The following is a 23,762-nucleotide window of genomic DNA, read 5'->3' as shown; positions in this document are numbered from 1 at the left end:
TCGCGCCGCTAGTCGACCTCGGCGACCGCCTGCGCGAACTGCGCCTTGTACAGCCGCGCGTAGGCGCCGTCCGCCGCCAGCAGTTCCGCGTGCGCGCCCTGCTCGACGATCGACCCGTTCTCCATCACCAGGATCGTGTCCGCGTCCCGGATCGTCGACAGCCGGTGCGCGATGACGAACGACGTACGCCCGTGCGCCAGCTTGGCCATCGCCTTCTGGATCAGCACCTCGGTACGGGTGTCGACCGAACTCGTCGCCTCGTCGAGCACCAGGATCACCGGATCGGACAGGAACGCCCGCGCGATGGTGATCAGCTGCTTCTCACCGGAGCTGACCCCGGAGCCCTCGTCGTCGATCACGGTGTCGTAGCCGTCGGGCAGGGTGCGGATGAACCGGTCGGCGTGGGCCGCCCGCGCCGCCTCCTCGATCTCGCCGCGGGTGACCTCCCGGGCCGCCCCGTAGGCGATGTTCTCCGCGATGGTGCCGCCGAACAGCCAGGTGTCCTGGAGCACCATGCCGATCCCGGAGCGCAGTTCGTCCCGCGACATCGTCGCGATGTCCACGCCGTCCAGGGTGATCCGCCCGCCGGTCACCTCGTAGAACCGCATCAACAGGTTGACCAGCGTGGTCTTGCCCGCGCCGGTCGGGCCGACGATCGCGACCGTCTGCCCCGGCTCCACCGTCAGCGTCAGGTCCTCGATGAGCGGCGTGTCCGGGTCGTACCGGAACGACACCCGCTCCAGCGCGACCCGCCCGCGCAGCTCCTCCGGCCGCACGCCCGGCACCGGGTCCGCCGACTGCTCCTCCGCGTCGAGCAGTTCGAAGATCCGCTCGGCGGACGCCACCCCGGACTGCACCAGGTTCGCCATCGACGCGATCTGCGTCAGCGGCATCGAGAACTGCCGCGAGTACTGGATGAACGCCTGCACGTCACCGATCGACAGCGACCCCGACGCCACCCGCAGCCCGCCGACCACCGCGACCAGTACGTAGTTCAGGTTCGACACGAACATCATCAGCGGCTGCATGACGCCGCTGTTGAACTGCGCCCGGAACCCGGCCTCGTACAGCGCCTCGTTCTGCTCGGCGAACTGCCGCGCCGACTCCTCCTGCCGCCCGAACACCTTCACCAGGGTGTGCCCGGTGTACATCTCCTCGATGTGCGCGTTCAGCGTGCCGGTGGACCGCCACTGCTGCACGAAGTGCGGCTGCGACCGCTTGCCGACCCACGTCGCCACGTACAGCGACAGCGGCACCGTCACCAGCGCGACCAGCGCGAGGATCCACGACATCCAGAACATCATCGCGAGCACGCCGATGATGGTCAGCAGCGAGTTGATCAGCTGGCCCATCGACTGCTGGAGGGTCTGCCCGATGTTGTCGATGTCGTTGGTGGCGCGGGACAGCACCTCGCCGCGCTGCCGCTTGTCGAAGTACGACAGCGGCAGCCGCGACAGCTTCGTCTGCACGTCCTCGCGCATCCGGTACATCGTCCGGTTCACGACCCGGTTCACCAGCCGCGTCGCCACCGCCATCAGCAGCCCCGCGACCACGAACACGGCCAGCGCGAACAGCAGGACGTGGCCCACGGCCGTGAAGTCGATGCCGTCGCCCGGCGTGAAGTCGGTGGAGCGCAGCATGTCCGCGACGTCCCCGTCGCCGCGCTCCCGCATCGCCTCCAGCACCTGCTCCTTGGAGGCGCCCGGCTCCATCTCCCGGCCGACGATGCCCGCGAACACCAGGTCGGTGGCCTCCCCGAGGATCTTCGGACCGGCCACCGACAGGGCCACGCTGAACAGCACGCACAGCAGCAGCGCGTAGATCGTGAACCGCTCGGGCCGGAACCGCGCGACGAGCCGCCGGCCCGACCCCCTGAAGTCCAGCGAGCGGTGATCCGGTCCGGTCCCGGCCATCATCCGCCCCATGGGCCCGGCCATCAGGCAGCCTCCGCTTCCGTCAGCTGGGAGAGCACGATCTCCCGGTAGGTCTCGTTGTCCGCCATCAGCTCGTGGTGCCGTCCGGTGCCCACCACCCGGCCCTCGTCCAGGACGACGATCCGGTCGGCGTCGCGGATGGTCGCCACCCGCTGGGCGACGATCACCACGGTCGCCTCGGCCGTCTCCCGGGACAGCGCGGCGCGCAGGGCGGCGTCGGTGGCGTAGTCGAGCGCGGAGAAGGAGTCGTCGAAGAGGTAGATCTCCGGGCGCTGCACCAGCGTGCGCGCGATGGCGAGACGCTGGCGCTGACCGCCGGAGACGTTCGTGCCGCCCTGCGCGATCGGCGCGTCCAGGCCGCCCTCCAGCCGCTCCACGAACTCCCTGGCCTGCGCCACCTCCAGCGCGTGCCACAGCTCCTCGTCCGTGGCGTCCGGATTGCCGTAGCGCAGATTGGTCGCGACGGTCCCCGCGAACAGGTACGGCTTCTGCGGGACCAGGCCGACGGTCCTCGCGAGCACCGCCGGGTCGATCGTCCGTACGTCCTCGCCGTCGACCAGCACCTCGCCGTCCGTCGCGTCGAACAGCCGCGGGACGAGCCCCAGCAGGGTGGACTTGCCGCTGCCCGTGGACCCGATCACGGCGGTCGTCTCGCCGGGCCGGGCGACCAGGTCGACGGCCCTGAGCACCGGCTCCTCGGCACCCGGGTAGCGGAAGCCCGCGCCGCGGATCTCCAGATGCCCGTGCCGGCGCAGCTCCGTCACCGGCGCGGCCGGCGGGACCACGCTGGAGGAGGTGTCCAGCACCTCGCGGATCCGCTCGGCGCAGACCTCCGCGCGCGGCACCATCATGAACATGAAGGTGGCCATCATCACGGACATCACGATCTGCATGAGATAGGCGAGGAAGGCCGTCAGGTCACCGATCTGCATCCCCCCGCTGTCGATCCGGTGGGCACCGAACCACACCACCGCGATGGAGGACAGGTTCACCACCGTCATGACGATCGGGAACATCAGCGCGAGCAGGTTGCCGGTGCCCACCGACATCTCGGTCAGCTCGGCGTTGGCGTCGCGGAACCGCTGCTCCTCGTACGCGTCGCGGACGAAGGCGCGGATCACCCGGTTGCCGGTGATCTGCTCGCGCAGCACCCGGTTCACCGTGTCCAGCCGCTCCTGCATGGTCCGGAACAGCGGCCGCAGCCGCCGCACGATCAGCGTCACGCAGATGCCGAGCACGGGTACGACGGCGACCAGCACCCCGGACAGCGGCACGTCCAGGCCCAGCGCCATCACGATGCCGCCGACGCACATGATCGGCGCCGACACCATCAGCGTGAACGTCATCAGCGCCAGCATCTGCACCTGCTGGACGTCGTTGGTGGTCCGGGTGATCAGCGAGGGCGAGCCGAAGTGGCCCACCTCACGCGCGGAGAAGGACTGCACCCGGTCGAAGACGGCGGCCCGCACGTCCCGGCCGAGCGCGGCGGCCGTGCGGGCGCCGTAGTACACCGCGCCGATGTTGCAGACGACCTGGACCAGCGAGATGCCGATCATCAGGGCGCCGAAGGTCAGGATGTAGCCGGTGTCCCCGTACACGACACCGTTGTCGATGATGTCCGCGTTCAGGGTCGGCAGGTAGAGGGTCGCGCAGGTCTGCAGGAACTGCAGCAGCACCAGCACGGCGATGGGTTTTCGGTAGGGCCTGAGGTAGGTCCGCAGGAGTCGTATCAGCACGCTGGTCTCTCGGAGTCGGCGGCGAGAGGGGCCGGGTGGTTGCCCCTGGCCCCTATCGTCGGACACTCCACCCGCGTTACCTCAACCGATTAACCCATCGGGCGGCCCCGCGGCGCGCCACGCCGGCCTCACGGCCGGAACGCCCCCGGGTGCGTCTGCTCCCGCACCGACACGAACTGCTGGCGCACCGCCTGACCCACCGCCAGCTCCTCGCCCGGCTCCAGCACCTGCGCCACCGCGCCCTGCCAGGCCGGCGGGACATGCGGGTCGAGGGTGCCCTGCGACACCCCGAGCGCCCAGGCGGCCTGCCGGGCGGCGCCGATCGCCGCGTAGTCCGCCGGCTGCGGTACGACGACCTGCGTGCCGAACAGCGACGGCGCCGCGGCCTGCACCGCGGGCAGCCCGGCGGCCGGGCCCAGCAGGAAGATCCGCCGCACCTCCACGCCCCGCCCGCGCAGCACGTCCAGCGCGTCGGCGAGCCCGCACAGCATGCCCTCGAACGCGGCCCGCGCCAGGTGCTCCGGCTTCATCGACTCGCGCCGCAGGCCCGCCAGGGTGCCCGCGGTGTGCGGCAGCGCCGGCGTCCGCTCGCCCTCCAGGTACGGCAGCAGCACCAGCCCGTGCGCGCCGGGCGTCGACTTCAGCGCCAGGTCGGACAGGGTCTCCAGGTCCGGCAGGCCGAGCAGTTCGGCGGTGCCGCGCAGGGTGCGCACCGCGTTCAGCGTGGTGACGACCGGCAGGTGCATCCCGGTGGCGTCGGCCAGCGTGGTGATGGTGCCCGACGGGTCGTACAGGGCCTCGGGGTGGACGGCCATGACGGACCCGGAGGCGCCGAGCGAGACGACCGCGTCCCCGAGCCCCAGGCCCAGTCCGAACGCGGCGGCCATGGTCTCGACGGTCCCCGCGGAGATCAGCAGCCCCTCCGGGGTCGTACCGGCCGCGTCCGACGGTCCGATGACCTCCGGCAGCATCGCCTGCCGGCCGAGCGCCAGCTCGACCAGCTCGGGCCGGTAGGCGCCGGTGGCGGCGGACCAGTAACCGGTGCCGGAGGCGCCGCCGCGGTCGGTGGTGCGGCGGACCGGGCGGCCCAGCAGCTGCCACACCAGCCAGTCGTGGGCCTGCATCAGCATGGCGGTGCGGGCGGCGGCGTCCGGCTCGTTCTTCGCGAGCCAGCGCAGCTTGGTGACCGGGTGCGCGGCCTGCGGGACGCAGCCGACGGCCTGCGCCCAGGCCTCCCGGCCGCCGAGCGCGTCGACCAGATCGGCCGCCGCGACCTGCGCGCGCTTGTCGCCGCCGGTCATCGCGGGGCGCACGGTGTTGCCCTGCGCGTCCAGCGGGATCACCGCGTTCGCCTGCGCGGAGACGCCGATGGCCTGGACGCCCTCCAGCAGGCCGCCGGCGGCGGCCTCGCCGAGGGAGAGCAGCCAGGCCTGTGGATCGACGTCACTGGGTCGCCCGCCGTCGGGGCTCTCCAGCGGATGGGGGGCATATCCCTGCCTGAGCACGGCCCCCGTGTCCGTGTCGCAGACGACGATACGAGTGAAATCGGGTGAACTGTCCAACCCGGCGACTATCCCCATACGCATGATTGTGCCGTAGCGCCGCGCGGGCTCGAGCCGGGTCGCCCCCAGGGGGGACGGGTGCCCGTCTCCCCCTGGGGGCAAGGACGCGGACTTACGTGGTGCTCGTGCCCCAGTCGTCGCCCGCCGAGCCGTTCGAGCGGTCGCGGACGGCACGCACGCGGTGCGCGACGGAGTCGGGCATACGGTCGCCCACCTTGTCGCTGACCACGTGATACGCCTTGCCCGCGAACTCGCGGCCCTGCTGGGCAGCGGTCTCGGCGGTGTTGCGCACGGCCGGGTTCTGGGAGAGTCGCTGGGCCGACTTCTTCAGCTGTTCGTAGCGCTCTCGCCCGGCCCGTGTGCCCAGGACGTAACCCAGAGCGAGTCCGACGACGAACGTGAGCCGGTAACGCATGGCGGCCACCCTTTCCTTGCGTAGTCCCTGGCACGGTTCCGGTGCGGCAGCGAACCCGGAGGTACCGATTGGCGAAGCACCCCCCTGCTTGCGCTAATGTATGTGTCGCAGCGAGCGAGCGCCCCCTGGCGGATACCCAGGTAGGTACGTTCAATGCAACGAGGCATTCCTCCGTAGCTCAATTGGCAGAGCAGCCGGCTGTTAACCGGCAGGTTACTGGTTCGAGTCCAGTCGGGGGAGCTCGGTCCTCCGTAGCTCAATTGGCAGAGCAGCCGGCTGTTAACCGGCAGGTTACTGGTTCGAGTCCAGTCGGGGGAGCATGCTGAACGAGGACCCTCCGGGGTCCTTTTTCATGTCCGGGGGAACCGTCCGGGCCGCGGCGGAGTCCTCATGGTCGTGCGATGCCGACCATGCCGGAGCAGGAGATCGTATGAGCGGCTATGCTGCGGCAGACGGCGCGCACACATGTGCGCGACGCGCCGTGAGGGGCGGTAGCTCAGCCGGTTAGAGCAGCGGACTCATAATCCGTCGGCCGTGGGTTCGAGTCCCACCCGCCCCACCGAAGCACTCCGCCGCAGAAACGTTGTCACCTGCGGCGGAGTGCGAAACACCGGCACGCCGGGGGGTCACCCGGGGGTATCAAGACCGCTGACGTGACTCCTGCTCGCCCGATACTCGCCGCCGTTCGCTCCGGGCGGGGCTGCGCCGTCCGGTGTGCCGGGGGTCACCTCATCCGCTCGCCCCGAAGACCGCCGCCGGCTGCGCGGCCACCATGTCCTCGCCGCGGCCCAGCAGCGTGCGCTGCATCCCGGACGTGGCCGACAGCAGGGGTTCGCGCCACCGTTCCGCGCGCTGCGGGGACCGTACCGACAGGCCCATGGCCGCGACCGCGTGACCGTTCCCGCCGAGCACCGGCGCGGCGATGTTCACCGCGCCCCGGTCGGCGGCGTCGGGCAGGACCACGCAGCCCTGGCGGCGGGCACGGCGCAGCAGTTCCGCGAGGGCCGCCGAGTGCGTACGCCCCAGCGGGCGCGGCTCGTGGTCGCGGCCGTGGTAGGCCAGCAGGGCCAGGCCCGCGGCCGATTGCTCCATCGGCTGGCGCACCGGCAGCCGGGGCGCGGACTCCCACGGCGGGCCGGCCGCGCCGAACCGCTCGACGTACACCACGTCGCCCTCGTCGGCGACCGCGACGAACACCTGGGCGCGGGTCGCCTCGTGCAGGGCGTGCAGATAGGGCAGCGCCACCTCCCGCAGCCGGGTGCGGGCGGAGGTCAGACTGCCCAGCTCCCACAAGCGCAGGCCGATGCGGTAGCGCCCGTCCGGCCCCCGCTCCACAGCGCGCCATTTCTCCAGTTCCGACAACAACCGGTGGACGGTGGTGATGGGTATGCCCGCCCGCCGGGCGATCTCCGTCAGCGACAGACTCGGGTGCCGCACATCGAACGTTCCGAGGACTGCCAGAACACGACTCGTGACCGATACGCCGACCTGATTGGTGTTGCCCGCCATCCCCCTGGCCTCTCTGCTGAGCGTGGGACGCCCAGGGGCGGGCGTGGTTCGCACAGCCATCGACTACCCCTGGCGAAGCTGAGACGCGCACGGGGGGTCAACCCCGCTGCGGGCGAACGTACGTCCGTCGAGGGGCGCCCGCCACCGCCTCTGAACACACATCGCGCGCTGCCGCGCCACGCCTCCCAAACGTTCGGCGCACACCGTGCGCGGCTCGTCGCTCCCTGAACGTTCGACGGGGCGGGCCGCCCGTGACCACCCGCCGGACCCGCCCCTTCCCCCGGGCGGGGCTGCGATGGTCCGCCATGCCGGACCCCCGGCGGGCACTGACGCCCGCTCAGCGGAATGGCTTCCGCGCGGTTTTCGATGAGTGGAAACAGCCGCCGCACGCCCGGCGCCGCTCCCCAAGATGACCCGTCGGAGCAGTCCGAGGCGGAGGTGTGTGCTGTGGCGACGGACGTGGGTGCGACGGCGACGGACGTGGTGAGGGCGGCGCGGCTGCTGCTCGACGCGGAGGCGTCCGCGACCGCGCTGACCCCGCTGACCGGCCAATGGCCGGGGCTGGACGCCGAGACGGCGTACCGGGTGCAGGACACCGCGCTGCGGCTGCGGCTGGCCCGCGGGGAACGGCTCGTCGGCGTCAAGCTGGGGCTCACGTCGCGGGCCAAGCAGCAGCGCATGAACGTGGCCGAGCCGCTGGTGGCCTGGCTCACCGACCGGATGGTGCGGCCGGCCGGCGCGACCGTCCCGGTGGGCGGTCTGATCCAGCCGAGGATCGAGCCGGAGATCGCCTTCGAGATGGCCGCGCCCCTGGACGGGACCGCCGACGAGACGGCGGCCCGCCGGGCGATCGGACGGGTCCGCGCCGGACTCGAGGTCATCGACAGCCGGTTCGCGGACTACCGGTTCACGCTGCCGGACGTCATCGCGGACAACGGCTCCAGCGCCCTGTACGCCCTCGGCGGCACCGCCCGCCCCGCCGGCGACGGCCTGCGCGAGGAGAGCTGCCGGATCGACGTCGACGGCGTCACCGCCGGCAAGGGCGTCGGCGCGGACGTGCTCGGCGACCCGGTCGGCGCGCTCCTGTTCGCCGCCCGGCTGCTCCACCGGCGGGGACTGCGCATCGAGGCGGGCTGGACCGTGCTGACCGGCGGGGTCACCGACGCGGCGCCCTTCCCGGCCGGCACGACGGCCACCGCGGTCTTCTCCACCCTCGGAACGGTTTCGCTCACTGCTGCGGAGGGACGGTCATGACCGGGCAGTACGAGGACTTCTACGGACATGTGATCGACGGCAAGGAGACCGAGTCCGACGACGGGCGCCGGTTCACCTCCGTCGATCCCTGGCAGGGCCACGCCTGGGCGGAGATCGCCGAGGGCGGGCCCACGGACACGGACCGGGCCGTCGGCGCCGCCCGGCAGGCCTTCGACACGGGGGAGTGGCCCCGGATGGGGCACGCCGCGCGCGGCAGGATCCTGCACCGGCTGGCCGCCCTGATCGAGGAGCACGCCGCCGAACTGGCCACCGCCGACAGCCGCGACATGGGACGGCCCCACGCCCAGGCCCTGGCCAAGGACGTGCCCCGGGCCGCCGCCAACTTCCGCTTCTTCGCCGACCACGCGCGGCTGACCGCCGCCGAGCACCTGCCCGCCGACAACGGCACCCACGTCTACACCCGCTACGAACCGGCGGGCGTGGTCGCGGCCATCGCCCCCTGGAACTTCCCGCTGATGCTGGAGAGCTGGAAGATCGCCCCCGCGCTCGCCCACGGCAACACGGTGGTCCTGAAACCGGCCGAGCAGAGCCCGGTCTCGGCGACCCTGCTGGCCCGCCTCGCCCTGGAGGCCGGCATGCCGCCCGGCGTGCTCAACGTGCTGCACGGGCACGGCCCCGCCGCGGCCGGCGAGTTCCTCGTCTCCCACCCCGGCGTCGACCGCATCACCTTCACCGGCGAGTCCGCCACCGGCCGGGCCATCGCCCGCGCCGCCGCCGACCGGCTCACCCCGCTCAGCCTCGAACTCGGCGGCAAGGCGGCCGGCCTCGTCTTCGCCGACAGCGACCTGGACCGCGCGGTGACCTGGTCGGTGACGGGCGCCTACCTCAACGCGGGACAGGTCTGCCTGGCCGGCAGCCGCATCTATGTGGAGCGCCCGGTCTACCACGCGTTCCTGGAGCGCTTCACCGCCGCCGCGGCCGCCCTGCGCGCGGGCGACCCCGCCGACCCCGGCACCGACATCGGCCCGCTGGCCTCCGCGGAGCACCACACGAAGGTGCGCGGCTTCCTCGACCGGCTCGACGGCGGCCCCGAGGGACGGCTGCTGGCCGGCGGCCCCGACCCCGACGACCCCCGGCTGGTGCGGCCCACGGTGGTGGTCGACGCCGCCGAGGAGGCCGCCGTACTGCGGCAGGAGATCTTCGGGCCGGTCGCCACGGTGGTGCCCTTCGACACCGAGGAAGAGGCGGTGGCGCGGGCCAACGGCACCCCGTACGGGCTCAACGCCATGGTGTTCACCGAGGACCTGAGGCGCGCCCACCGCACCGCCGGGGCGCTGCGCGGCGGCACCGTCTGGGTCAACTGCTTCTTCGTCCGGGACCTGCGCGCGCCCTTCGGCGGCGTCGGCGCCTCCGGCATCGGCCGCGAGGGAGGCACCCACAGCAGGGAGTTCTTCACCGAGCCGAAGGCGGTCGTGATGGACATCGCGGGAGCCATCGGCCCCGAGGCGACGGGAGCGGCCCGGTGAACGCGCCGACGAGCGAGTCCATGAGGGAGGCGGTGCGCGAGGCGGGACGGGAGCGCGGGTGGGCGTCGCGCGACAACTACCCCTTGCAGCGGGCCGTGTTCGACCGGCTGCGTCACGGCGATGCGGCCGCCGCGCCGGCCGGTCTGGCGGAGTCCGACGCCGCGCTGCTGCGCGCCGGCGATCTGCGCGGACTGGCCGACCGGGGCGTGCACCCGGTGCTGATCAACGCGTTCGCCCGCGCCCTCGGCATCACCCGCGCCGACTACCGCCGGCTGCTGGCGGCCGGACGCCCCGCCGCGCGCGAGGGGGTGGCGCGATGGCGCGCATCGTAGCCGCGTTCGCCGCCTCCCACGCGCCGATGCAGCTGGCCGCCGCCGACTCCGCGCCCGGCGACCAGGCGAAACGGTTCCTCGACGCGCTGGGCGACGCCGCCCGGCGGGTGCGCGAGGCGGACGCCCAGGCGGTGGTGATGCTCTCCAACGAGCACTTCACCAACTTCTTCCTGGAGAACTTCCCGCAGTGCTGCGTCGGCCTCGCCGACCGGCACACCGGCCCCGCCGAGCCCTGGCTGCCGATCCCCCGGGGCAAGGTCCCCGGCCACGGCCCGCTGGCCCGCTCGCTCACCGACGGGCTGCTCGGCGACGGCTGGATGACGTCCTTCTCGCAGCGCCTCGACCTCGACCACGGCGTCATGACGCTCTATCACGCCCTCGCCCCCGACGCCGGCCTGCCGCTCGTGCCGGTCCTGCAGAACTGCGCCGTCGCGCCGATGCTGCCGCTGCCCGCCTGGTACGACTTCGGGCGCGCGCTCGCCCGTGCCGTCGAGAACTGCGACGGCGTCGACCGGGTCGCCCTGGTCGCCGCGGGCGGGCTGTCCCACTGGATCGGCGTCGACCGCACCGGCGACATCGACGAGGAGTTCGACCGCTGGTTCCTCGACCGGCTGGAGCGCGGCGCCCTCGACGAGGTGCTGAGCCTCACCGACGCCGAACTGGAGCAGGCCGGCAACGGCGCGCACGAGATCCGCAGCTGGCTCGCGCTGGCCGGCGCCGTGGACGCCCCGGTGACCGTGACGGCGTACGAGCCCATCCACGCCTGGGTCACCGGCATGGCCGTCGCCGAATGGCATCCGCCCACCCCCGGAGGTCACGCATGAGCGGTGCCCGCGACACCCGCGATACCCGCGATGCCCGCGGTGCCTACGACGTGCACGCCCACGCCATGCCGCTGCCCGTGCTGCGGTTCCTCGCCGACCGGGGCCTCGCCGACCTGTCCGCGCTGCCCTCCGGCGTGGTCCGCCTCGACCACCGGGTGTCCGGACTGGGCCAGAGCGACGTGCCCATCCCGTGCCCGCCGGAGCAGTACGACATCACCGCGCGCCTCGCCCGCATGGACCGCGAGGGCGTCGCCCGGCAGGCCGTCTCCCTGCCGCCGTTCCTCACCTGCTCCACCACCCGGCACGAGGTGTTCGTCCGGGAGATCGTCACCGCCGGCAACGACGCGCTGGCCGCGTTCTGCGCCGCCGCACCCGACCGGCTCACCCCGCTCGGCACCGTGCCCATCGGCTCCCGGGCCGCCGCCGCCGAGGCCGAACGCTGCCTCGGCGAGCTGGAGATGCCAGGACTGGCCTGCGGCACCCGCGGCATGGGCCGCGAGTGCGACCACCCGGTCAACGACCCGCTGTGGGAACTGCTCGGCCACACCCGGGTCTTCACCCTGCTGCACCCGTCCACCGCGCCGGCCCTCGACCGGCTGACCGACTACTGGCTGCCCCAGCTCGTCGGCTACCCCATGGAGACCGCCCTCGCCGTCTCCCGGCTGCTGCTCGGCGGCACCCTCGAACGCCACGAGCCGGTGCTGTGCCTCGCCCACGGCGGCGGCTGCCTGCCCGCGCTGCGCGGCCGGCTCGACCTCGGCTGGCACACCAAGCCCGTCGCCCGCCGCACCGCGCGGCCACCCCGCCACGGCCTCGACGGCCTCTACTACGACACCGCCGTCTTCTCCACCTCCCAGCTCACCTCCCTCGTCGCCGACGTGGGCCCCGGGCACGTCCTGCTCGGCACCGACTCGCCGTTCGACCTCGCCGACACCGCACCGCTGCGCACCGTCGGCGCCCTGGGCCTGCCCGCCGACCACGCCGCCCTGATCCTGCACCGCACCGCGACCCGGCTGCTGCACCGGCGGCCGGACGCCCCGCCCGGCACCGCCACCGGCGGCGCCGCCCGGCGGTCCGTACCCACCCCCGCGGCAGCGCCGCGACCGACACACCAGGAGGCCGTACGATGAACAGCCCGCTTTCCGCCGGACGACGCCCCGCCTTCGACCTCATCCGCGGCCATGTGCTGGCCTCCACCTTCGCCGCGCTCGACATGACCGGCTCCCTCACCCGGCTCGCCGAACAGGGCCTGACCGTCGAGGAGGCCGGCGCCAACCGCTTCCTGGGCGAGGGCGTCTTCCGCTACCTGTCCCAGCGCGGCGTGCTGCGCACCGACGGCGACCGCTACCACCTCACCGAGCTGGGCCGCAGCCTGTACGAGGACCGCGGCTACCTGGTGTGGCTGGCCGGCGGCTACAGCGAACCGCTGCGCCGCTTCGGGGACCTGCTCACCGGTGCGGCCACCTACCGCGAGGACGTGCTGCGGGACGGCAAGTGGGTCGCCGTGGGCTCGGCGCTGCTGGGCAAGCAGGACGTGCAGCCCGAGGTGGTCAAGCTGCTCGGCGGCCTGGAGTTCGACCGGGTCGCGGACATCGGCTGCGGCAACGCGCACTTCCTGATCACCCTGCACGACCAGCTCGGCGCCAAGGGGCTGGGCATCGACATCAGCCCCGAGGCGGTGGCCGAGGCCCGGCGCGAGGTCGAGGCCGCGGGCAAGAGCGGCGTCATCGACGTCATCGAGGCCGACGGCAGCGACATCGCCTCCATCCCCGGCCTGGAGGACGTCCAGCTGGCCATCACCTTCTTCTTCCTGCACGAGGTGTACGAGAAGGGCTTCGACGCGCTCGTGGACTATCTGCGCGCGCTGGCCGGCCGCCTCCCGGCCGGGGCGCACGTGCTGGCCGCCGAGGTCACCGCGGCGCCCAGCTCCACCGCCACCGACGACGTCTTCGGCCCCGAGTTCGCCCTGGTGCACGCGGTGATGGGCCAGTACCTGCTGGACGAGGAGGGCTGGGCCCGCGCCTTCACCGAGGCGGGGCTGACCGTGAAGCGGCTGGTCCGCCCGGCGATGCCCGACGGACTGCTGATCCTCGCGCAGAAGGCCGCCTGACCCGTGCCGGCCACCTCTGCGACACGGCGTACGCGGACCGGGTCCGTCCTCAGCGCGATGACCCTGCGCTCCTGCGAACTGGGCGACCGGGTGCGGGCGGCGGCCGCCGCCGGATTCGACGCGATCGGCCTGCGGGTCGACGACTACCTGCGGGCCCGCTCCCAGGGCTGGACCGACGAGGAGATGCGCGACCTGCTGGCCGGCCACGGGCTGCGGGTGAGCGAGGTGGAACTGCTGCGCTCCTGGGGCCGGCCGGACGAGGCGGCCCGGCGGGAGGAGGACCTGGTCTTCCACATCGCCGCGGTCTTCGGCGCGCGCAGCGTCAACGCCGGACTGCCCGACATCGAGCCCGAGGTGGACCTCGCGCCCGAGTACGCGCGGCTGTGCCGGCGGGCCGACGCGGCCGGTGTCGTCGTACCGCTGGAGTTCATGCCGTACGGCGCGATCCCCTCGCTGGACCGGGCGCTGCACCTGGTCGAGAGCGCCGGGCGGCCCAGCGCGGGCCTGCTGATCGACACCTGGCACTGCCATCGCACCGGGCTCGGCGCCGAGGACATCGCGGCGCTCGCGCCGGACGCGGTGCTCTCGGTGCAGATCTGCGACACCCGGCCCGACCCGCACCCCGATCCGCGGCACGAGGCGCGGCACCTGCGGCTGCTGCCGGGCGAGGGCACCGCCGACATCCACGGCATCCTGCGGGCACTGCTGCCCGCGCGGCGCCTGGAGTCGGTGGCCGTGGAGGTCATGTCCGACGAACTGGACGCCATGGACGGCGCGTCGGTGGCCCAGCAGGCCCGCGTCGCACTGGACAAGTCCCTGGCCGGCGGCGGCTGGACCCGGTAGTCCCACGCCGCCGGGGGCGCCGGGCCGGTCTCGTCCCGGGGCGCCCGCCCGCCGTGACGCCCTCCGGGCCGGTCTCGTTCGCCGGGGCACCCGCCGGGCCGGTCTCGTTCGTCGGGGCGTCTGCCGGGCCGGTCCCGTGCGTGGTGGCGCCCTCCGGGCCGGTCCCCTCCGCCGTGGTGGCGCCCTCCAGGCAGGTCTCGTTCGCCGGGGCGCCCGCCGGGCCGTTCTCGTTCGCCGGGGCACCCGCCGGGCAGCTCTCGTCCGCTGGCGCCCGCCGAACCGGTCCCGTCCGCCGTGGCGCCGCCGGGCCGGTCCCCTCCGCCGTGGTGGCGCCCGCCGGGCCGGTCCCGTCCGCCGTGGCGCCCTCCAGGCAGGTCCCGTGCGTCGGGGCCGTTGGGGCGCGTTCCGGCGGGTGGCCGGGCCGTGCCGGGACGTTCAGCGGCGGCGTGGTCGGCCGGAGGGGTGGGTGCGGGGCCCGGGCGGGCGGGGCGGGTCGTCCGGGCGGGGGCCGGGCTGGTCACGGTCGGCCCGGCCGTCGCCGAGCGGGAGGAGTATCCGCGTCTCCAGCCGTTCGTAGACGATGGACGTGCGGACGTCGGCGACCTCGCGGCGCTCGGTGAGCTGGTCGATGACGAAGTCGTACAGGTAGTCCGTGTCGGGCACCGCCATGTGGATGAGGAAGTCGTCGCTGCCGGTGGTGACGAAGATGCCCACCACCTCCGGGCGCATCCGCACCCACTCGCGGAACCCCTCCAGCACCTTGCGGGACGGCGGTCGTATCCGCACCGCGATCAGGGCCTGGATCGGGCGGCCGATGGCCTCCAGATCGACCTCGGCCGTGAAACCCTTGAGGACCCCCTTGCGCTGGAGGGCGCGCAGGCGTTCCAGGGAGGTGGACGGGGCGACCCCGGCGGTGGCGGCCAGTTCGCGGTTGGTCTGCCGGCCGTCGCGCTGTATCTCGCGGAGCAGCAGGCAGTCGAGTTCGTCCAGTTCCATCCGGTTCCCCCTGGGTTGTGGACGCGCTATCTACCCCTCTCGCAAAAGGATGCCCGACATCGCATACCCACACGTACGGTCTGTCCGTACCTTCCTCGACTCTGACGGAAAGACGTCACGGCTGTTCGGCGGGCACGGCGGGGGCGGGCAGGGCGTCGTCGGCGGGGTCGCGCAGGGGACCGGCGACGGGGGCGACGGCCACCGGGGGCCGGTGTGCCCGCGTACGCGTACGCAGGCGGCTGAGCGCACCGGGCGGGACGCTCACCGACACCAGGCCCACCAGCAGCAGGCCCATCCCCGCTTCGGCCGCGACCGACAGCCGCTCGTCCAGCACCAGCAGGCCCAGCACCGCCGCCACCAGGGGCTCGGCGAGACTGAGCGTGCCGGCCGTGCCGGCGGTCACCCGGCGCAGGCCGCCCACGAACAGCATGTACGCCACGGCGGTGGCGACCACGCCCAGCCAGAGCAGCAGCGCCGGCCCGGACCCGGTGGCCAGCCCTCCGGTGTCGCGCACCACGGCCGGCAGCAGCACCACACCGCCGGCCAGCAGGGTCGCGGCGACCGCGGCGGGCATGTTCGCGCCACGGTCGGAGAGCCGCTTGGCGGCCACCGTGTACAGGCCGTAGCAGACGCCGGAGAGGATGCCGAACACCACTCCGGAGACCGCCACTTCGGCGCTGCCCGGCGCGAGCAGCAGCACACAGCCGGCGACGGCCGCGGCGGTGCCGACCGCCCAGGCGGCGGTGAGCCGTTCCCCGGTCACCACGCGCGAGCACACGCCGGTGGCGACCGGGGCCACCCCGAGCGCCACGGCGGTGGCCAGGGCGGCGCCCGTGCGGTCGACCGCGAACATGAACCCGGCCTGGTAGACGGCGGTCGCGAGGGCGGCCAGGGCGATCCACGGCCACACCGGCCGGGTCAGCAGCAGCCGCAGCCCCGAGCCGCGGCCGGCCATCAGCAGGGCGGCCGCCGCCAGCACCAGGCCGCCGATGAGCAGACGTAACGCTCCCAGGGACACCGGATCGGCGCCGGTGTCGGCCCATACCTGCGCGGGTCCCACGGTGCCCCACAGGCAGGCCGCGGCCAGCACGGGCAGGGTCCCCCGGGTGACGTGGGAGCGAGCATGAGGTTCGGTCATGGCTCACGACGCTAGGTATCCGTTGGGCTCATGTCGACAGACGCCGAACTTCCTTCGGCGACACGGTGATTGGCCCGCAGATCCTCGAACCGCCGCCCGTGGCACGCCCCTCGCGGGGCAACGAAGTGCGGCGGGCGCCCAGGCTCACGCGGGACTCACAGCGTGCGCGGCAGCCAGGCGGGCCGGCGCCCCTCGTACGCCCCGATCCGGTCCTCGTGCAGCAGGGTCGCGCCGATCTCGTCCAGCCCGTTCAGCAGCCGGAACCGGCTGTAGTCGTCCAGCGCGAAGGAGGCGCCCGCCCCGGCCGCCTCGACCCGGCACCGCTCCAGGTCGACGGTGAACACGGTCGCCGGGTCGGCCTCCGCGACCGCCCAGAACCGCTCGGTATCGGCCTGGCTCAGCCGCACCGGCAGCAGCCCGTTGCCGATCGCGTTGCCCCAGAAGATGTCGCTGAACGACGGCGCCAGCACGGCCCGGAAACCGTGGTCCATCAGCGCCCACACCGCGTGCTCACGCGAGGAGCCGATCCCGAAACCCGCCCCCGCGACCAGCACGCTCCCGCGCGCGTACTCGGGGCGGGCCAGCAGATAGTCCGGGTCGTCCCGCCACTCGGCGAACAGCGCGTCGGCGTACCCGGTGCGGCCCACGCGCTTGCAGTACTCGCCCGGGATGATCTGGTCGGTGTCGACGTTGGTGCGGCGCAGCGGCACCGCCGTCCCCTGGTGCACGGTGAACTTCCGCATGTCTCCCGCTCCTCGGGTCTCCTCGGCGTCCTGCGCGCCGTACGCGGCACGAACGTAGGAGCCGCGTGCCGCCCGCGGCCGAAGGTCTTGCACTGAGCGGAAAGGCCGGGCCGGGGCCGGCGGCGGGCGTGCTCCACTGAGGTGGCCGGGGCATGCCCCCCCACCGCTCCCCCTCTCCCTCCCCTCACCCCCCAGCGTGGAGCCGTACATGCCGCTGATCGAGGTCACCGTGGCCGAGGGCCGCTCCCCGGAGCGGCTGCGCGCCCTGATGGCCGCCGTGCACCGGGCGGTCCGGGAGTCGCTGGAGGTGCGGGACGAGCAGATCCGCGTCCTGGTCCGCGAGATCCCCGCACACCTGTGGTCGGCGGGCGGTGTGACGCTCGCCGAGCGGGCCGCGCCCGGCCGCGCACCGCAGGACGCCCCCCTTGAGCAGCCGACCGGAAGGTGAGTCGCCCGGTATGAGGAACGTCGCGATCCAACGGCCCAGCGGTATGCCCGTCCACCGGTACCGGGCCTACCCGCCGATCGGACTTGCGGACCGCAGCTGGCCCGACGCCGTCATCACCCGGGCCCCCCGCTGGTGCTCGGTCGACCTGCGGGACGGCAACCAGGCCCTGGCCGACCCCATGGACCCGGAGCGCAAACTGCGCATGTTCCGCCTGCTGGTGGACCTGGGCTACAAGGAGATCGAGATCGGCTACCCCACGGCGAGCCAGGCGGACTTCGACTTCGCCCGCACCCTCGTCGAGCGGGACCTGATCCCCGACGACGTCGTCGTGCAGGTCGTCACGCCGTCGCGGGAGGACTTCATCGAGCGCACCTTCCAGGCCGTGGAGGGCGCCCCGCACGCCATCATCAACCTGTACAACTCGACCTCGGCGCTGCAGCGCAGGGTGGTCTTCCAGCTCGACCGGGACGGGGTGCGCGAGCTGGCGGTGGCCGGCGCCCGGCAGTGCGTGAAGCAGGCCGAGGCGACACCGTCCACCGACTTCACCTTCCAGTACTCGGTGGAGTCGTACACCGGCACCGAACTCGACTTCGCGCTGGAGATCTGCGACTCCGTCAACGAGGTCTGGCAGCCCACCCCCGACCGCCCCACCATCATGAACCTGCCCGCCACGGTGGAGATGTCCACGCCGAACGTGTACGCGGACTCCATCGAGTGGATGCACCGGAACCTGGACCGCCGGGACGCGGTCGTGCTGTCGCTGCACCCGCACAACGACCGCGGCACCGGAATCGCCGCGGCCGAACTGGGCTACATGGCGGGCGCCGACCGGATCGAGGGCTGCCTGTTCGGCAACGGGGAACGCACCGGCAACGTCTGCCTGGTCACCCTCGCGCTGAACCTGTTCACCCAGGGCGTCGACCCGATGATCGACCTGTCCGACATCGACGCGGTCAAGCGGGAGGTCGAGGCCTGCAACCGGCTGCCGGTCCACCCGCGCCACCCCTACGGCGGGGAGCTGGTGTACACCGCGTTCTCCGGCACCCACCAGGACGCCGTCAAGAAGGGCATGGACGCCCTCGCCCGCGACGCCGAGGCCGCGGGCGTGCCCGTCGACGAGCACCCCTGGGAGGTGCCGTACCTGCCGCTGGACCCGAAGGACGTCGGGCGCACCTACGAGGCGGTGGTCCGGGTCAACTCCCAGTCCGGCAAGGCCGGTCCGGCCTACGTGCTGCACCGCACGCACGGCTTCGACCTGCCGCGCGGACTGCAGGTCGAGTTCTCCCGCGCGGTGCAGCGGCGCACCGACGAGCTGGGCGGCGAGGTCACCGCGGCGGAGCTGCTGCAGCTGTTCGAGCGGGAGTACCTGTTCGCCCTGCCGGAGACCGGCACCCCCCGCGACGGCGCGCCCGGTGTGACCGTGCTCGAGTCGCACACCCGCCCGCGCACCACCGGCACCCGCCCGCAGACCGTCGCCTACGTCCGCTACGCCGCCGACGGCCAAGAGCGGTGGAGCGTGGGCCTCGGCGACGGCCCCGACCAAGCCCTGACCGCCGCCCACGAACGGGCCCGGCACACCGCCGCCCGCCTCGCCCTCGGCTGACCCCGCAGAGTTCGGGCCGGCCGGCGGCGGCACGTCACGCCGCCGTGCCCCGCCGGACCGGCACGAGCGATCCCGTCCCGACGACCCGCAGGAAGGAGGTACGCCATGAAGATCGAGCGTGTGCACGAGGAGGGCCTCGTCAAGGAGTGGCACACCAACGTCATCTGACGACGGACCCAGCGCACCACCGTGGCGGGGAGGCGGCCGGCCGTCTCCCCGCCACGGTGGCGGCCCGGACCCGTCCCGCTCCCGACCACCCGCCACCAGAACAGGAGACGCCGGATGCGGCGACCCAGGGTCAAGGAGTTCCTGCGGATCTACCACGTCGCGGGGGAACCCCATCTGTACATAGGGATCGGACCGGAGAAGTTCCGGATCATGGACCCGACCGAGGAGATGGTCTCGTTCGTCCTGGACCTCGACGGCACCCGAACCCGTGAGGAGCTGCGCGCACGCTACCCCGAGACCGAGGACTGGCTCGCGGTCCTCGACTCCCAGGGCGTCCTCGACGACGCCGCCGTCACCCCGCCGCTCGACCCGGACGACCTGCGGCGCTTCAGCCGCCAGATCAACCACCTGCGGCTGTACGACCGGGACGACTGGAACGGCTACGAGGGCATGCGCAGGCTGCGCGAGGCCCGCGTCGTGATCATCGGCACCGGGGCGGGCGGCACCACCCTGCTGCGGCTGCTCAACGCGGCGGGCATCGGCACCCTGGAAGCGGTCGACTTCGACACCTTCGCCGAGGAGAACCTGCCCACCCATCCCACCTTCGACGAGCAGGACGTCGGCGTGCCGAAGCTGGACGCGCTCGCACGCCACCTCGCCCTGCAGAGCTCCCGCTCCCGGTTCATCGCCCACCACACCCGCATCGAGTCCGCCGACGACATCGTCAAACTCGTCGACGGCGCCGACTTCTTCTTCAACGCCTACGACCGCCCCCGCAACAAGGCGATCCGCTGGTCCAACGAGGCCAGTCTGCGCACCGGGGTGCCGTTCGGGCAGATCGGCATCACCAACAAGGGCGCGCGGGTCGGCCCCACCATGATCCCGGGCCGTACCCCCTGCATGGAGTGCGTCGGCATCCGCGACCTGGACGTGCTGCGACCGGAGAAGTCGGGCAGCCTCACCGGCACGCTGGTGTCGATGGTCGCCGGTATCGCGGTCAACGAGGTCATCGGCCTGGTGTCCGGCGCGAAGGACACCTCCCGCACCGCGGGCCAGAGCCTCTACGTCAACGCGGAGACCCTGACCTTCGACTTCACCCCGTTCGCGTTCCGGGACGACTGCCCGTGCCGGGAGGGACGACCGCCCCGGTGACCGCGACCCACGACAACGCGCCGCCCGCCACGGAGTGGGCCGGAGTGCGGCGGCTGGCCCGCTCCTGGCTGCCGACCGCGCTCGGCTCCTCCATGCTGGCCTGGGAGATCCCGCTCGTCGCGGCGATCACGGCCCGGATGGCCGACGGGGCGAGCGCGCTCGCGGCGTTCGGCGCAGGCCTGTCCGTGCTGTTCGTCGTCAACTCCCCGGCGCTGGCCCTGGCGCCGCTGATCGTGGCGGAACTGGCCGGGCAGGGCTCGCGCAGACTGCTGCGCCGGGCCGTGGGCACCGGCCTGGCGGGCTGCGCGGCCCTGCTGGTGCCGGCCGCCCTGCCCGGCGTCTCCACGGGCTTCCCCGCACTGCTCGGGCTGCCCGCCGATCTGCACGACGCCTTCCGCACCTGCCTGCTGTCGTTCGCGACGGCACCGCTCGCGGTCGCGCTGCGCCGGTACCAGCACGGCCGGCTGATCGCCGCCGACACCACCCGCCCCATCGCCGTGGCGACCGGCATCCGCATCGCGGCGACCACCCTGGTCGCGTTCGCCGCCTGGCGGGCGGGCCTGCCCGCCGCGGCCACCGGCGGCATCGCCCTGTCGGCGGGCGCCTGGGCGGAGGCGGCGTACCTGGCCGCGGCGGCCCGCGTGCTGCCGCCCGTACCGGCCGGGGCGGGCCGGCGGCTCGCCGTGCAGCACGCCCGGATCACCTCGACCGTGCTGCTCAACATGAGCCCCTCGCTGATCACCACGGTCGTCCTGACCCGTTCCGCGGCCGCCGAGGACTCGCTGACCGTCTGGCCGGTGCTGTACGGGCTGGTCTCGCTCGGCATGGTCCCGCTGTCCGACCTGGACACCGTGGGCGCGGCGTTCCTGCGCCGCTCGGGCCGCCCGCGGATCCTGCTCCGCTTCACCGCCCTGCTGACCGCCGCGCTCCTCGCCCTGGCCGCGCTCGTCGCGCTGACCCCCCTGGCCCGCTGGTACGTCGCCGGCTTCAGCAACGTCCCCGACGGCCCCGCCGACCTCGGCCTGCGCTGGATCGCCGTCCTCGCCGTCGTGCCGGCCCTGTGGGCGGTACGCGGCCGGCTGCGCGCCCTGGTCATCGCCGGCGGCGACACCCGCACCCTGCCCCGCGCCGCCGTCGTCCACCTGGCGGGCCTGATCGGCTGCGGCCTCCTGCTGACCCGCACGTCCCTGCCGGGCGTGGGCTGCGCCTCCCTCGCCCTGACGGCGGCCCTCCTGCTGGAGACCGCGGGCCTCGCCCACGGCCGCGCCACCGCCGCCGGCCGCCACCGGGACGCTCCGACGACCGCGGCCCCCTGACCCGGCTCCCGTGGACCGGGCCGACCCAAGGGGCCGGGCGACCCGAGGGGCCGGGCGACCCGAGGGGCCGCGGTCCGGTCAGTCGCGGAGGCGGGCGATCGCCGTGCGCAGCGCCCGGTCGACGGGCTCCGGGACGGGCGTCGCGGCGTTCTCGGTGCTGGCGGTGACCGTGGCGGCCACCGTGCGCAGCTTGGTGTTGGACAGCTGGGAGGCCTCGCGGAGGATGTTCCAGGCCTCCTCGGAGGTGCAGGCGTGGGTGGCCATCAGGATGCCGCGGGCCTGGTCGATCACCGGCCGGGTCGCCATCGCCCGGCGCAGCTGTTCCACCTCACGGCACAGCTCCCAGAAGTCCCGCGGCTGACCGCGCCAGTTGACGGCGGCCACGGGGATCATGTGGCGCTCGCCCCAGTCGCGCAGCAGCTCCAGGAAGCCGCGTCCGGCCGTGTCCATGAAGCCCACCCCGGACATGTCCACCTCGACCCGGCGGGTGCCGGCGGGCAACTCGGCCAGGACCCGCGCCAGGGCGTCGGCACAGCCGTGGACGAGTTCACCGCGGGCGGTCAGCAGCGCCCGGCCCGTGTCGTCCGTGCGGCACTCTATGATCAGAGGGTTCGACTCGGCAGTCCTCACAACCGTCCTCGACTCAACCGTTCTCGTCCGTTCGGCGGGGCCGTCCTCAGCCGTCGGCGTGTCTTTCGCATCTGTTCGCGATACCGTGCGCCTTCCCGGTGGGGTGCGTGGTACACCCACCGGGGACGCTGAAGGGCGCCGAGGGGCGCTGAAGGGCGCCGAACCGGGCATGACCCCCGCCTGCCAGGGGTACGTGCGTTGACGTCCGGACGGAGTGCGGAGACAGGTGTGCAGCTGACGGTGTACCCGCTCGCCGAGGTGAGCGGGGTGCGGGCGGCCGGTGAGGTCGGTCTGAGCACGCACCCCCTCTGGGAGCGCACGCTGGACGGCATCGTCCGGGACGGCGAGGGGGTGTGCCATCTGGAACTGTCCGCCGTAACGTTCGTCGATGTGGCGGGCGCCGGAGCGCTCGCGGCCGCTGCCCGGCGGTTGCCCGGGGGGCGGCGTCTCGTGCTGCACAGGCCGCCGGCCGCACTGTGCCGCACCCTGGAACTGTTCTGGCCCGACCTGCCGGCGATAGAGGTGTCGATGTCATGAGTGCCGATGCCCTGGCCGTCCGTGCCGAGGACGCCGCCGGCGACCCGTTCGTCCACCCCGCGCTGTTCTACCGCGACGACAGCGAGTACCTGGCGGGCACCGTCCCGTTCGTCCTCGACGGCCTCTCCGCCGGCGAACCCGTCGCCGTGGCCGTGCCCCGGGAACGGCTGGATCTGGTGCGCGACGGGCTCGGCGACGCCGCCGCCGAGGTGAAGCTGCTGGACATGCGCGAGGCCGGCCGCAACCCCGGCCGGATCATCCCCGGCGTGCTGCGCGCCTTCGCCGACGCCCAACCGCCCGGCCGCCGGGTGCGGATCATCGGCGAACCCATCTGGGCGGGCCGCAGCGACACCGAGTACCCGGCCTGCGTCCAGCACGAGGCGCTGATCAACGCCGCGTTCACGGGCCGCCCGGTGACCATCCTGTGCCCGTACGACCTCGCCCGCCTCGACGCCGACGTCGTCGCCGACGCCTACGCCACCCACCCGCTCGTCGTCGACGCGAGCACCGGCACCATGACCGGGGAGCGGGTCAGCGACGCCTACGACCCCGACGGGATCGTCGCCCGCTACAACCGGCCGCTGCCCCTGGTCCCCGACGCCCTGGCCTACACGTTCGACTCCGAGACGCTGCCCGACGCCCGGCACACCGTCACCGCCGAGGCCCAGCGCCTCGGCCTCACCGGCGTCCGCCTCTCCGACCTGGCCCTCGTCACCGCCGAGCTGACCACCAACAGCGTGGTGCACGGCGGCGGCAGCGGCACCGTGCGGGTGTGGGCGCAGGACCGGTACGTGGTGTGCGAGGTGCGCGACAAGGGGCGGCTCGCCGACCCGCTGGCCGGGCGCCGGCCCGCCCCGCAGGACCAGCGCGGCGGACGCGGGCTGCTGCTGGTGAACCTGGTCGCCGACCTGGTGCGGGTGCACAGCGACGACGAGGGGACGACGGTGCGCTGCTGGTTCGCGCTCTGATCCCGGCCTCGTCCCGGCCCCCGAGGCCGGCCGGGACGCGTGCCACCGGGCGGACCC

General features: G+C 73.5%; 22 protein-coding genes and 3 tRNA genes. 16 read left to right on the top strand and 9 right to left on the bottom strand.

Going from position 1 to position 23,762, the window contains the following annotated elements:
- Positions 1 to 8 precede the first annotated feature (8 nt).
- The 4 genes from G7Z13_RS10645 to G7Z13_RS10630 all read right to left on the bottom strand — a co-directional run bounded on the left by G7Z13_RS10645 (position 9) and on the right by G7Z13_RS10630 (position 5,647).
- Positions 9 to 1,937, bottom strand: coding sequence for an ABC transporter ATP-binding protein (locus G7Z13_RS10645; protein WP_165998152.1), 1,929 nt, complete (start codon positions 1,935 to 1,937; stop codon positions 9 to 11).
- Positions 1,937 to 3,670, bottom strand: a complete 1,734-nt coding sequence (locus G7Z13_RS10640; RefSeq protein WP_165998150.1) for an ABC transporter ATP-binding protein — start codon at positions 3,668 to 3,670, stop codon at positions 1,937 to 1,939. The genes G7Z13_RS10645 and G7Z13_RS10640 overlap by 1 nt, the downstream gene beginning before the upstream one ends.
- Before the next feature lie 128 nt (positions 3,671 to 3,798).
- Positions 3,799 to 5,250 carry an FGGY family carbohydrate kinase gene (locus G7Z13_RS10635; protein WP_165998148.1) on the bottom strand — a complete coding sequence of 484 codons (1,452 nt, stop codon included), beginning with the start codon at positions 5,248 to 5,250 and terminating at the stop codon, positions 3,799 to 3,801.
- A gap of 94 nt (positions 5,251 to 5,344) precedes the next feature.
- A complete protein-coding gene (locus tag G7Z13_RS10630; RefSeq protein WP_165998147.1) occupies positions 5,345 to 5,647 on the bottom strand; it encodes a YtxH domain-containing protein in 303 nt (100 codons plus the stop codon).
- A 167-nt stretch (positions 5,648 to 5,814) separates the two neighbouring features.
- Here G7Z13_RS10630 and G7Z13_RS10625 point away from each other — a divergent pair.
- The 3 genes from G7Z13_RS10625 to G7Z13_RS10615 all read left to right on the top strand — a co-directional run bounded on the left by G7Z13_RS10625 (position 5,815) and on the right by G7Z13_RS10615 (position 6,206).
- Positions 5,815 to 5,887, top strand: a tRNA-Asn gene (locus G7Z13_RS10625).
- A 5-nt stretch (positions 5,888 to 5,892) separates the two neighbouring features.
- Positions 5,893 to 5,965: transfer RNA gene (locus G7Z13_RS10620), tRNA-Asn, on the top strand.
- A gap of 167 nt (positions 5,966 to 6,132) precedes the next feature.
- Positions 6,133 to 6,206 (top strand) — tRNA-Ile (locus G7Z13_RS10615).
- Positions 6,207 to 6,376: 170 nt separating this feature from the next.
- On the opposite strand, the gene G7Z13_RS10610 is transcribed toward G7Z13_RS10615, so the two are convergent.
- Positions 6,377 to 7,156 (bottom strand): IclR family transcriptional regulator, encoded by a 780-nt coding sequence (locus tag G7Z13_RS10610; RefSeq protein WP_277347396.1) that lies wholly within the window; start codon positions 7,154 to 7,156, stop codon positions 6,377 to 6,379.
- 447 nt (positions 7,157 to 7,603) lie between these two features.
- On the opposite strand from G7Z13_RS10610, the gene G7Z13_RS10605 reads away from it, so the two are divergent.
- Genes G7Z13_RS10605 through G7Z13_RS10575 form a run of 7 tightly spaced genes read left to right on the top strand, consistent with a single transcriptional unit; the run spans position 7,604 to position 14,006 of the window.
- The gene (locus G7Z13_RS10605; protein ID WP_206313044.1) at positions 7,604 to 8,410 is read left to right on the top strand and encodes a 4-oxalocrotonate decarboxylase; all 807 of its coding nucleotides are present in this window, start codon (positions 7,604 to 7,606) and stop codon (positions 8,408 to 8,410) included.
- Positions 8,407 to 9,897, top strand: a complete 1,491-nt coding sequence (locus tag G7Z13_RS10600) for an aldehyde dehydrogenase (protein WP_165998143.1) — start codon at positions 8,407 to 8,409, stop codon at positions 9,895 to 9,897. The genes G7Z13_RS10605 and G7Z13_RS10600 overlap by 4 nt, the downstream gene beginning before the upstream one ends.
- Entirely contained in the window at positions 9,894 to 10,229 is a 336-nt protein-coding gene (locus tag G7Z13_RS10595; RefSeq protein WP_165998141.1) for a hypothetical protein, read from the top strand. Before G7Z13_RS10600 ends, G7Z13_RS10595 begins: the two co-directional genes overlap by 4 nt.
- Positions 10,214 to 11,053: a hypothetical protein gene (locus tag G7Z13_RS10590; protein ID WP_165998139.1), complete on the top strand. Its 840-nt coding sequence runs from the start codon at positions 10,214 to 10,216 to the stop codon at positions 11,051 to 11,053. The genes G7Z13_RS10595 and G7Z13_RS10590 overlap by 16 nt, the downstream gene beginning before the upstream one ends.
- Complete coding sequence (locus G7Z13_RS10585; protein ID WP_165998137.1) at positions 11,050 to 12,183, top strand: amidohydrolase family protein; 1,134 nt, start codon at positions 11,050 to 11,052, stop codon at positions 12,181 to 12,183. Before G7Z13_RS10590 ends, G7Z13_RS10585 begins: the two co-directional genes overlap by 4 nt.
- Positions 12,180 to 13,163: a class I SAM-dependent methyltransferase gene (locus G7Z13_RS10580; RefSeq protein WP_165998135.1), complete on the top strand. Its 984-nt coding sequence runs from the start codon at positions 12,180 to 12,182 to the stop codon at positions 13,161 to 13,163. The genes G7Z13_RS10585 and G7Z13_RS10580 overlap by 4 nt, the downstream gene beginning before the upstream one ends.
- Positions 13,164 to 13,220: 57 nt before the next feature.
- Positions 13,221 to 14,006 carry a TIM barrel protein gene (locus tag G7Z13_RS10575; RefSeq protein WP_165998133.1) on the top strand — a complete coding sequence of 262 codons (786 nt, stop codon included), beginning with the start codon at positions 13,221 to 13,223 and terminating at the stop codon, positions 14,004 to 14,006.
- 435 nt (positions 14,007 to 14,441) lie between these two features.
- Here G7Z13_RS10575 and G7Z13_RS10570 read toward each other — a convergent pair whose 3' ends face one another.
- The 3 genes from G7Z13_RS10570 to leuD all read right to left on the bottom strand — a co-directional run bounded on the left by G7Z13_RS10570 (position 14,442) and on the right by leuD (position 16,883).
- A complete protein-coding gene (locus G7Z13_RS10570) occupies positions 14,442 to 15,002 on the bottom strand; it encodes an Lrp/AsnC family transcriptional regulator (protein WP_206313043.1) in 561 nt (186 codons plus the stop codon).
- A 115-nt stretch (positions 15,003 to 15,117) separates the two neighbouring features.
- Positions 15,118 to 16,140: an EamA family transporter gene (locus tag G7Z13_RS10565; protein ID WP_165998131.1), complete on the bottom strand. Its 1,023-nt coding sequence runs from the start codon at positions 16,138 to 16,140 to the stop codon at positions 15,118 to 15,120.
- Between the two features lie 155 nt (positions 16,141 to 16,295).
- Positions 16,296 to 16,883, bottom strand: a complete 588-nt coding sequence (leuD, locus tag G7Z13_RS10560; RefSeq protein WP_165998129.1) for a 3-isopropylmalate dehydratase small subunit — start codon at positions 16,881 to 16,883, stop codon at positions 16,296 to 16,298.
- 208 nt (positions 16,884 to 17,091) lie between these two features.
- On the opposite strand from leuD, the gene G7Z13_RS10555 reads away from it, so the two are divergent.
- The 4 genes from G7Z13_RS10555 (at position 17,092) to G7Z13_RS10540 (ending at position 21,570) form a co-directional block, all read left to right on the top strand.
- A complete protein-coding gene (locus G7Z13_RS10555) occupies positions 17,092 to 17,331 on the top strand; it encodes a tautomerase family protein (RefSeq protein WP_165998127.1) in 240 nt (79 codons plus the stop codon).
- A gap of 10 nt (positions 17,332 to 17,341) precedes the next feature.
- Positions 17,342 to 18,934, top strand: a complete 1,593-nt coding sequence (gene leuA / locus G7Z13_RS10550; protein ID WP_165998125.1) for a 2-isopropylmalate synthase — start codon at positions 17,342 to 17,344, stop codon at positions 18,932 to 18,934.
- A gap of 282 nt (positions 18,935 to 19,216) precedes the next feature.
- Entirely contained in the window at positions 19,217 to 20,254 is a 1,038-nt protein-coding gene (locus G7Z13_RS10545; RefSeq protein ID WP_165998123.1) for a ThiF family adenylyltransferase, read from the top strand.
- The gene (locus G7Z13_RS10540) at positions 20,251 to 21,570 is read left to right on the top strand and encodes a hypothetical protein (RefSeq protein ID WP_165998121.1); all 1,320 of its coding nucleotides are present in this window, start codon (positions 20,251 to 20,253) and stop codon (positions 21,568 to 21,570) included. Before G7Z13_RS10545 ends, G7Z13_RS10540 begins: the two co-directional genes overlap by 4 nt.
- A 78-nt stretch (positions 21,571 to 21,648) precedes the next feature.
- On the opposite strand, the gene G7Z13_RS10535 is transcribed toward G7Z13_RS10540, so the two are convergent.
- Complete coding sequence (locus G7Z13_RS10535) at positions 21,649 to 22,200, bottom strand: ANTAR domain-containing protein (RefSeq protein WP_240926171.1); 552 nt, start codon at positions 22,198 to 22,200, stop codon at positions 21,649 to 21,651.
- 228 nt (positions 22,201 to 22,428) lie between these two features.
- Between G7Z13_RS10535 and G7Z13_RS10530 the strand changes: the two genes are divergently transcribed.
- Together G7Z13_RS10530 and G7Z13_RS10525 are read left to right on the top strand one after the other, a co-directional pair.
- Complete coding sequence (locus tag G7Z13_RS10530; protein ID WP_240926170.1) at positions 22,429 to 22,737, top strand: STAS domain-containing protein; 309 nt, start codon at positions 22,429 to 22,431, stop codon at positions 22,735 to 22,737.
- Positions 22,734 to 23,705, top strand: a complete 972-nt coding sequence (locus G7Z13_RS10525) for an anti-sigma factor RsbA family regulatory protein (protein ID WP_165998117.1) — start codon at positions 22,734 to 22,736, stop codon at positions 23,703 to 23,705. The genes G7Z13_RS10530 and G7Z13_RS10525 overlap by 4 nt, the downstream gene beginning before the upstream one ends.
- Positions 23,706 to 23,762: the final 57 nt, after the last annotated feature.

Origin of the sequence: Streptomyces sp. JB150, from assembly GCF_011193355.1 — a bacterium.
GTDB lineage: Bacteria > Actinomycetota > Actinomycetes > Streptomycetales > Streptomycetaceae > Streptomyces.
Note: the sequence above shows the minus strand (reverse complement) of the source record. Positions and strands in the feature narration are given on the sequence as shown.